The organism is Streptomyces sp. NPDC002130 (genome assembly GCF_040296465.1).
Classification (GTDB): domain Bacteria; phylum Actinomycetota; class Actinomycetes; order Streptomycetales; family Streptomycetaceae; genus Streptomyces.
In genome coordinates this window covers 20,991-28,878 of sequence record NZ_JBEOXI010000093.1, presented here as the reverse complement: position 1 = coordinate 28,878, position 7,888 = coordinate 20,991, and the positions used below count along the sequence as shown (strand labels likewise).

Annotated in this window: 8 protein-coding genes; 5 read left to right on the top strand and 3 right to left on the bottom strand. The window is 69.9% G+C overall.

From position 1 onward, the window contains the following. Positions 1-31: 31 nt before the first annotated feature. Complete coding sequence (locus ABT116_RS19255; protein WP_351634918.1) at positions 32-2,737, bottom strand: SpoIIE family protein phosphatase; 2,706 nt, start codon at positions 2,735-2,737, stop codon at positions 32-34. 190 nt (positions 2,738-2,927) lie between these two features. On the opposite strand from ABT116_RS19255, the gene ABT116_RS19250 reads away from it, so the two are divergent. Both ABT116_RS19250 and ABT116_RS19245 read left to right on the top strand, forming a co-directional pair. Continuing rightward, a complete protein-coding gene (locus tag ABT116_RS19250; RefSeq protein ID WP_502983898.1) occupies positions 2,928-4,079 on the top strand; it encodes a PP2C family protein-serine/threonine phosphatase in 1,152 nt (383 codons plus the stop codon). A 110-nt stretch (positions 4,080-4,189) separates the two neighbouring features. After that, positions 4,190-4,360, top strand: coding sequence for a hypothetical protein (locus ABT116_RS19245; protein WP_031106884.1), 171 nt, complete (start codon positions 4,190-4,192; stop codon positions 4,358-4,360). 88 nt (positions 4,361-4,448) lie between these two features. Here ABT116_RS19245 and ABT116_RS19240 read toward each other — a convergent pair whose 3' ends face one another. Together ABT116_RS19240 and ABT116_RS19235 are read right to left on the bottom strand one after the other, a co-directional pair. Continuing rightward, a complete protein-coding gene (locus tag ABT116_RS19240) occupies positions 4,449-4,970 on the bottom strand; it encodes a hypothetical protein (RefSeq protein WP_351634916.1) in 522 nt (173 codons plus the stop codon). 86 nt (positions 4,971-5,056) lie between these two features. Then, entirely contained in the window at positions 5,057-5,566 is a 510-nt protein-coding gene (locus ABT116_RS19235; RefSeq protein WP_351634914.1) for a PucR family transcriptional regulator, read from the bottom strand. On the opposite strand from ABT116_RS19235, the gene ABT116_RS19230 reads away from it, so the two are divergent. From ABT116_RS19230 to ABT116_RS19220, 3 genes are all read left to right on the top strand, one after another. Then, a complete protein-coding gene (locus ABT116_RS19230; protein WP_351634910.1) occupies positions 5,553-5,720 on the top strand; it encodes a hypothetical protein in 168 nt (55 codons plus the stop codon). The genes ABT116_RS19235 and ABT116_RS19230 overlap by 14 nt on opposite strands. Before the next feature lie 110 nt (positions 5,721-5,830). Beyond that, the gene (locus ABT116_RS19225; RefSeq protein WP_502983899.1) at positions 5,831-6,907 is read left to right on the top strand and encodes an SGNH/GDSL hydrolase family protein; all 1,077 of its coding nucleotides are present in this window, start codon (positions 5,831-5,833) and stop codon (positions 6,905-6,907) included. Between the two features lie 325 nt (positions 6,908-7,232). Then, positions 7,233-7,853 carry an SRPBCC family protein gene (locus tag ABT116_RS19220; protein ID WP_351634905.1) on the top strand — a complete coding sequence of 207 codons (621 nt, stop codon included), beginning with the start codon at positions 7,233-7,235 and terminating at the stop codon, positions 7,851-7,853. The last annotated feature ends 35 nt before the right edge of the window (positions 7,854-7,888 follow it).

Sequence of the window (7,888 nt, the reverse complement as noted above, 5' to 3'; positions counted from 1 at the left end):
GCGGATGTCGTGTCGCTGGTCGAGGAGTCCGTCAAGCAGCGCCGATGGTGGGTCGAGCAGTGGCCCGAGGGCGCCCGGTACGTGGCGGGCCTGGTACCTTGCCTTGCGGGGTGTACCGGGTGCCCCAGCGCTCAGCCATCTGCGACACCAGGAACAGGCCCCGGCCTCCCTCGTCCGTCGTCGCGGCGTAGCGCAGATGGGGTGAGGTGCTGCTGCCGTCGGCCACCTCACAGATCAGCGTGCGGTCACGGATCAGCCGTACGTGGATCGGTCCGGAGCCGTAACGGATGGCGTTGGTGATGAGCTCACTGAGGATGAGCTCTATGGTGAAGCCGAGCTCTGACAGGTCCCATGCCTCGAGCTGTCGGGACACGGCGTCGCGCATACCCGCGACGGCGGCGGGGTCCGGTGGCACGTCCCAGTCGGCGATCCGGTCGGGCGGCAGTTGCCGCGTGCTGGCGACGAGCAGGGCGACGTCGTCCTTCGGACGGCCGGGAAGCACACTGTCCAGCACGTCCTGGCAGGTCTCTTCGGGTGGCCGGCCCGGCTTGCCGGTGAGCGCATCGCGCAGCAGCTCCAATCCCACGTCCAGGTCGCGCCTGCGGTCCTCGATGAGGCCGTCGGTGTACAGGACGAGCTGGGTTCCCTCGGCGAGACACAGCTCCGCGGTCTGGAACGGCATGCCTCCGAGGCCGAGCGGTGGACCGGCGGGCACGTCCGGGAAGGTGACGGTCCCGTCGGGCCGGACCAGCGCGGGCGCCAGATGCCCCGCCCTCGCCATGACGTAGCGGCGTGTCACGGGGTCGTAGATTCCGTACAGGCAGGTGGCGCCCACGACGCCCGCCGCGCTCTCCGCCGCCTCGCTCTGGTCGATGCTTCCGACCAGGTCGTCCAGATGGCTCAGCAGCTCGTCGGGGGGCAGGTCGAGGGCGGAGAAGTTGTGCACCGCCGTACGCAGCCGTCCCATGGTGGCGGCGGCGTGGAGGCCGTGGCCGACCACATCGCCGACAGCCAGTGCCACCCGGCTGCCCGGCATGGGAATCACGTCGAACCAGTCCCCGCCCACGCCCGACTGGGCGGGGAGGTAGCGATAGGCGATGTCGAGGGCGTTCTGCTCGGGCATGGCCTGCGGCAGCAGGCTGCGCTGGAGGGTGACCGCCAGGGCGTGCTCGCGGGTGTAGCGGCGTGCGTTGTCGATGCTTATCGCGGCACGGGCCACCAGCTCCTCCGCGAGCGACACGTCCTCCTCGTTGAAGCACTCATGCTGCTGCGTGCGCCAGAAGCTGGCCATGCCCAGCACGACGCCACGGGCCTGGATGGGCGCGGTGATGAGGGAGTGGATGCCGTAGTCGATGATCGCCTTGGCCCGCTCCGGGTCCTGCACGCGCCACCCCACGGCGGTCGGCAGGTCGCTCACCAGCTGGGAGCGGCCGCTGCCGTAGCCGCGCGCCTGCGGCGTGGAGGGAAGGTAGTCGAAGAGCCGGCCTTGTGCGGTGAGCGGATGGTCGTCCACGATGCCGGACACGGCCGCGCGTCGCATGTCCGTCCCCGTGGGGGCCGGCTCCTCGCCGTGCAGGACGACGTCGGCGAGGTCCACGGTGACGAAGTCCGCGAAGCGGGGTATGGGGACTCGCGCCAGTTCGTCGGCGGTGCGCAGCACGTCGAGGGTCGTACCGATGTGGAGTCCGGCGTCGTACAGCAGCCTGAGCCGCTCCCGTGCCACCTCCGCCCTGCCCGTCACCGCCTGCAGCTCGGTGGAGTCACGTAGTGTCACCACCGTCTCCCTGGGCCCTCCCTCGCGCCCGGTGGGCCGCTGGTTGACCGCGATCAGCCGCTCTCCCGCGAGGTGCACCTCGTCGCTCGCCTCGCGCCCGGAGGCGAGCAGCGCCTTCGTCTCGGGATCGAGGCCCGGCAGGTCCGAGACGAGCCGCCCCTCGATGTCCGGCGGCAGCTCCAGCAGTCGCCTGGCTTCATCGTTCGCCAGCATCAGCCGCCCGTCGGCGGACACGATCAGCACCCCTTCGCGAACCGAGTGGAGCACTGTGTCGTGGTGCTCGTACATCAGGGCCATCTCGTCCGGGGCAAGGCTGTGTGTCTGGCGTCGCAGCCGCCTGCCCACCAATGCCGTCACGCCGGCCGACAACGCGAGCGCTCCGGCGCCCGCGCCCAGGATGATAGGTAGTTGCTGGTTCAACTGGCTTTCGACGTTCTTGACCTTCATCCCGGCCGAGACGAGGGCCACCACCTCGCTGTCGGCGTTCTCGACCGGGACGGTGGCCTGCACTTCGCGACCGAGCGGGCCGTCGACGCTCTCCACGTAGACCCTTCCCGCCAGCGACGGCCCGATCTCGCCCACGAACCGCTTTCCGATCCGGTCCGGCAGGGGATGCGTGTATCGGATGCCGGTGGTGTCCATGACCACAATGAAGTCGACGTCGGCGGCCCGGCGTGCCGCCTCGGTGAGCGGCTGGAGAATCTCGCTGGGATCCGGGGTCTGCAACGCCGCCAGGACGCCCGGCGAGTGCGCGAAGGTTTCTGCCACGGCCGTGGAGCGACGCCTGGCCTCGGCGCTGCTGTCCCGCTCCGACTGCAGGATGAGAGCGAAGACGCCGCAGGCCACGAGCAGCACTACCAGAGCCACCTGGAATACCAGCACCTGCCCGGCTACAGTCCGCGTGCTCTTGCTGATCAGACGCTTGACCGACAGGTGTCGCAAACGGGCGAAAAGACTCGCCATGCGACCTTTTTAACACCGGTGATCCCAAGTGGCCAGAGCGCGCGCCCGATCCCCGCTCGGCCGGCCTCGGGCGTCCGCGCGGCCGTGCGCCGCGTTGCCTCGCCCCCCGGACCTCGCCGCCCACCGCACATTCCCGTGCCCGCGTGATCCTTCCACCCCCCTTGCCCGATTAGACCGATAAGATACTTTTGTGATCACGTCTGCACGGCCGTGGCGCCGTCGCCCCGCCTACAGCGGCCGATGGGAAGCTGCCCGGCTGGCGCCCCTGGTCCTGACCGTTCTCATCGCCGGCCTGGCGTTCTCCACCCCGAGAGAGATCGCCTTCAGCCGCCTCCTGCCCGTCGCGCCCGCCCTTGCGGCCGCGATGTGGCCCGTACTCCCCACGATGGTGCTGGGGGCGTTCTGCCTCGTGCTCATGATCGTCCTCAGCTTCTTCCACACCGATCTGGGGACGCCGTACACGTCGGCCGCGATCATCGCGGTCACCTTGGCGGCCGCATACGGCAGTCATGTCCGACTTCAGCGGGAGGAGACGCTCTTCCAGGTCCGGCTTGTCGCCGACGCGGCCCAGAAGGTGCTGCTGCGCCCGCTGCCGCGCCGCATCGAGGGCGTCGAGATCGAATCGCTGTATCTGGCGGCCCAGGAACAGGCCCGGATCGGCGGTGACTTCTACGAGGCGATCGGTACACCGCACGGGGTCCGGCTGCTCATCGGCGACGTACGGGGCAAAGGTCTGTCCGCAGTGGGGGCGGCCTCGGCGGTGATCAGCTGCTTCAGGGAGGCCGCCTACGACGAGCCCGACCTGCAGGGCATCGTCCACCGCCTGGAGACCACCGTCACGCGCCACAGCGCCGCGTTTCCCGTCCAGGACCAGCCCGAGCACTTCGCCACCGCTCTCCTCGCCGAGATCCCGCACGGCGGCGGCCGGCTACGACTTCTCAACTGCGGGCATCCCCCGCCGCTGATCGCGCACTGTGGGAAGGTCCGGATCCTGGAGCCCACCATCCCCTCCCCGCCCCTCAACCTCGCAGCGCTCATCGGCGACCGCTACTGGGTCGACATCGTCTCCTTCGCCCCGGGTGAGCAGCTGCTGCTCTACACGGACGGCGTATCGGAGACCCGGGACCACACGGGCCGGTTCTTCCCGTTGCCGGACTGGATGCGGCGACAGGATCCGGAGCACCCCCGCGAGCTGCTGGACCAGCTGCACCGGGATCTGCTGCGGCACAGCGGCGGAAGACTCGACGACGACATCGCGGCCCTCGCGCTGAGACACACCCCCGCGCAGGACGGACTCGGCGAAGCGGCGGGGACGCGTCGGCGCTCACCACCCGGGAGGTGAACGCCGGTGACGAACCGAGTCCCGTTCCCGCAAGAGAAGTAAGAAACCAGGGAGATCGGCCGCGTGTTCTTCGAATCGCCGGGCACGAGGAGCAACGGAGGTTGATAACTATGGTTCCCCTGCTTCTCGTCCTGCTTCTGGCCCTGATCCTCTTCGGCGCGGGATTCGCACTGAAGGCCCTGTGGTGGATCGCCGTCATCGTGCTGGTCGTCTGGCTGCTGGGCTTCGTGCTGCGCAGTGCGGACACAGGCGGCCGCAAGGGCCGCTGGTATCGCTGGTAACCCACCCGACAGCTGCCGGCCTGTGGGCCCCGGGAACACCCGGGGCCCACAGGCATGTCCCGCCGCCCAGGATCAAACCGAACCCGGCCTAGGCGGCATCGTGGATGACGAGCTTGAACTCGGCCAGGGTCACCAGACGCGGGGTGGCGTCGTTGTGCGTAACACGGAGCGCAACCGGAGTGCCCGGGACGACGAAGATGCCATGGTTCTTGACGTAGTACTGGCCGCCGGGCGTCGGGGTGCGGTGCTCGGTCGCCGTGGTGTCGTTGGGATGTGGTGTCAGGCCCAGCGGGTCACGGACGTACTGGTCGCGCAGTTCGGTGTAGCTGGCCGTGCCACTGGCGGGCTCCCACTGGATCATCGCGTGCAGGTGGCCCCAGCCGGCTTTGGACGGCCAGATCAGGCCGCTGCGGTCGTCTGTCGCCCAGTCACTCACCACATGACCGTCCGGCTGGACGGCCTGGTGCATGTCGAATCGGTCCGTCGATTCCGCCGCTCCGAAGGGGAACCGGACAATCTTGTACGTGGCCCCCGGCGAGATCAGCTGAGGTGCATCGACCTTGAGAGAGCAAACCTGTACTCCGGCCGCAACGCCACCATCCGTAGCCATAGTTCAGCATTGCCCGCTGTCGGCCCAGGACATGCCCACGCCGCCGCCCGCCCACCCGCACTGCCGGCCCGACTCGAGTTCCGCGGTCAGTGGTCCGGGTCGCCGGCCAGCCGGTCGGCGAGACAAGCCAGGTACAGCGCCATGGCCGTCCGGTGCTCGCGCAGCGAACGGCCGGTGAGCTGCTCGATCTTGTTCATGCGGTAGACGACGGTGTTGCGGTGGATGTGCAGCGCCGCGGAGGCCCGGACGAGGTTGAAGCCGCTCTGGCACCAGGCGGTGATCGTGTCGCGGAGCGCCGGCCCGTCCTGCTGGTGCCTGAGCGGTGCGGCAGTCAGGTCGAGCAGGCGGGTGCGGGCCGACTGGCCGACCGCCGCGAGCAGTTGGTGCACTCGCAGATCGCTGATCGCGTGGACCGTGCGGTCGCCGTCCACCCGGACGCCCAGGCGCAGGGCGTCGCAGTCGTCCTGGTAGGAGTGGTGCAGAGCGCCGACCGAGCCGTGGTTCGAGGACCCGGACGATCTGGTCGGCCTGATTCGGGATCCGTGGGTGGGCGGGCGGCCGTTCCTCCCCGACGGGCTCCCGGTGATCGACCGCATCCCGGGGCACGACAAGGCCTTCGCGGCCACCGGCCACGGCATGCTGGGAGTCACCCTGGGCCCGGTCACCGGGCACCGGCTCGCCGAGTACGTCGCCACCGGACGGCGGCCCGAGGCCCTCGTGCCGTTCCGCTTCGACCGGCTCCGCCGCTGAACCGGACGCGGTCTGGTGGACGACGAATTTGTCGGTGTACGGTCACACTGTCCTGTCTCTGCACCCGTCTCGCCCCGCGGAGGACAATCATGCCGATGCCCTGGTTACGGATGCTGGTCGCGTCGGCGGTGTCGACGATGCTGGTCGGCACATCGGCCGCCACGACCGTCGCCGCACCGGACCATCGCGCGGTACGGGACAGTGTGCACACCGCCGGGCGGGTCAAGGCCGCCGGGGACGTGCTCCAGTACAGCTGGCCCGGCGTCTACTTCGAGGGCCGGATCCGGGGTACCGGCGTCGGCGTCGTGCTCGACGATTCGGCCGCCGACTACGACGTCCAGGTCGACGGAACCACCGTGGCGACCCTCGTCACCCCGGGCAGGAGCACTCACTGGGTCAGGGGTCTGCGCGACGGCGTGCACACCGTCCGGCTCGTCAAGCGCAACGACACCCCGTGGAGCACCAGCTCCTTCGGCGGTTTCGTCGCCGCACCCGGCGGTGCCGTCCTGGCCCGGCCGGCCGCGCGCAGCCGCCAGATCGAGTTCATCGGCGACTCCCTCACGGCCGGCTACGGAAACCTGTCAACCTCCCGCGACTGCGACGGCGAACAGCTCAAGCGCGCCACCAACACCGACGTGAGCTACGGCGCCCTCACTGCCCGGGGACTGCGCGCCGACTACCAGATCAACGCGTACTCGGGCCAGGGCATGGTGCGCAATTACAACGGAAGCTCGCCGGAGGTGAACTACCGCACCTTCTACGACCGTGCGTTGCTGAACGTGCCTGGCGACGTCTGGCAGAACCCGGGCACCTGGCGGCCCCAGCTCGTGGTGGTTCACCTCGGCACGAACGACTTCTCGACCCCCGTCAACCCGGGCGAGCCATGGACCGACGAGAGCCTCGCCGCCGCCTACCGCAGCGCCTACAGCGGGTTTCTCGACAAGCTGCGGAAGCGCTACGGGCCCGCCACCACCCTCCTGGCCGTGGGTACGGGCCCGTTCGCCGGGCATGTCGAACACGTCGTACGGCAACGCACCGGCGCAGGTGACCGCCGGGTCCGCTACTGGCCCCTCGACACCACCGGCCTGGACCACAACGGCTGCCACTGGCACTACTCGGCCCGCGACCACCGTCTGCTGGCCGACCGGCTCACCGCGTTCCTGGCCGACGTGCCGATCCGTTGGTGACCGGGTCGTAGCCGGTTCTGCCCGAAGGACGGAAGGCGACGGGCCGCCGCGCAGACGAGGAGACCGCATTGTCGGCCGCCTGGCAGCGAAGTGGCCAGCCACTGAGGCGGCCCTGGCCGCACGGCCACCACTGACCGGCCGCCTCAGCCGCCGCAGGAATGCTCCCGGACCGGCCCCGCCCCTCTCGTGGCCGGGATCGCGCAAGACACGGACGCACCGGGGCGACTCGAAGCGCGCGATGTGGGAACCGGAAGAGAAGCCCTGACGCACGGGGGGAAGGAAGGGTGCCCGAACGCCCGGCTGCCTCACCGGAAGAGAGACCTCGATGGCGCACGAAGACGACGCCCGGCAGGCTGTGCCGAACACTCCGGGGACGCGCACGGACGGCGACGGCGTCACCCGCCGCCGTCCGCTGCGGGACAGGCACGTCGAGGAGACGGTCGAGGTCGCGGTGCCGGTGCGGACGGCGTACAACCAGTGGACGCAGTTCAAGACGTTCCCGCGCTTCTCGACCGTGGTGCACGGCGTCGAACAGATCAGGCCGACCGTGACCGCCTGGACCATCGGCTACGGCCCCCTGCGCCACCGCTTCGCGGTCGAGATCCTGGAGCAGGACCCCGACGCCTACCTGGCCTGGCGCGGGCTGGAGCAGAACCCTTCCCACCAGGGCGAGGTCGAGTTCAGGCCGACGGAGTCCGGCGGTACCGCGATCACTGTCCGGATACTCCTGGAACCGCGGGGAGCCGGGAGGATCCTCACCCGCTCGTCCGGGGCCGCACGGCTGACCGCCCGTCTGGTGCAGGGCGAACTGATGAACTTCAAGCAGTTCATCGAGGGACTGGGGCAGGAGGGCGGGGCCTGGCGCGGCACCATCCGCAACGGCCGCGTACAGCACGATCACCCGGAACCGCCCAGGAGCCGCGTGGCCCAGTGGCCCGTCGGCTGACCGGCGCGACGGACACGGCAAGAGAAAGGCGAACC

Coding starts and splice junctions, on each gene's coding strand:
- ABT116_RS19255 (WP_351634918.1), bottom strand. CDS start 2,737: ATGGCGAGTCTTTTCGCCCGTTTGCGACACCTGTCGGTCAAGCGTCTG.
- ABT116_RS19245 (WP_031106884.1), top strand. CDS start 4,190: ATGGTTCCCCTGCTTCTCGTCCTGCTTCTGGCCCTGATCCTCTTCGGC.
- ABT116_RS19240 (WP_351634916.1), bottom strand. CDS start 4,970: ATGGCTACGGATGGTGGCGTTGCGGCCGGAGTACAGGTTTGCTCTCTC.
- ABT116_RS19235 (WP_351634914.1), bottom strand. CDS start 5,566: ATGCGGTCGATCACCGGGAGCCCGTCGGGGAGGAACGGCCGCCCGCCC.
- ABT116_RS19225 (WP_502983899.1), top strand. CDS start 5,831: ATGCTGGTCGCGTCGGCGGTGTCGACGATGCTGGTCGGCACATCGGCC.
- ABT116_RS19220 (WP_351634905.1), top strand. CDS start 7,233: ATGGCGCACGAAGACGACGCCCGGCAGGCTGTGCCGAACACTCCGGGG.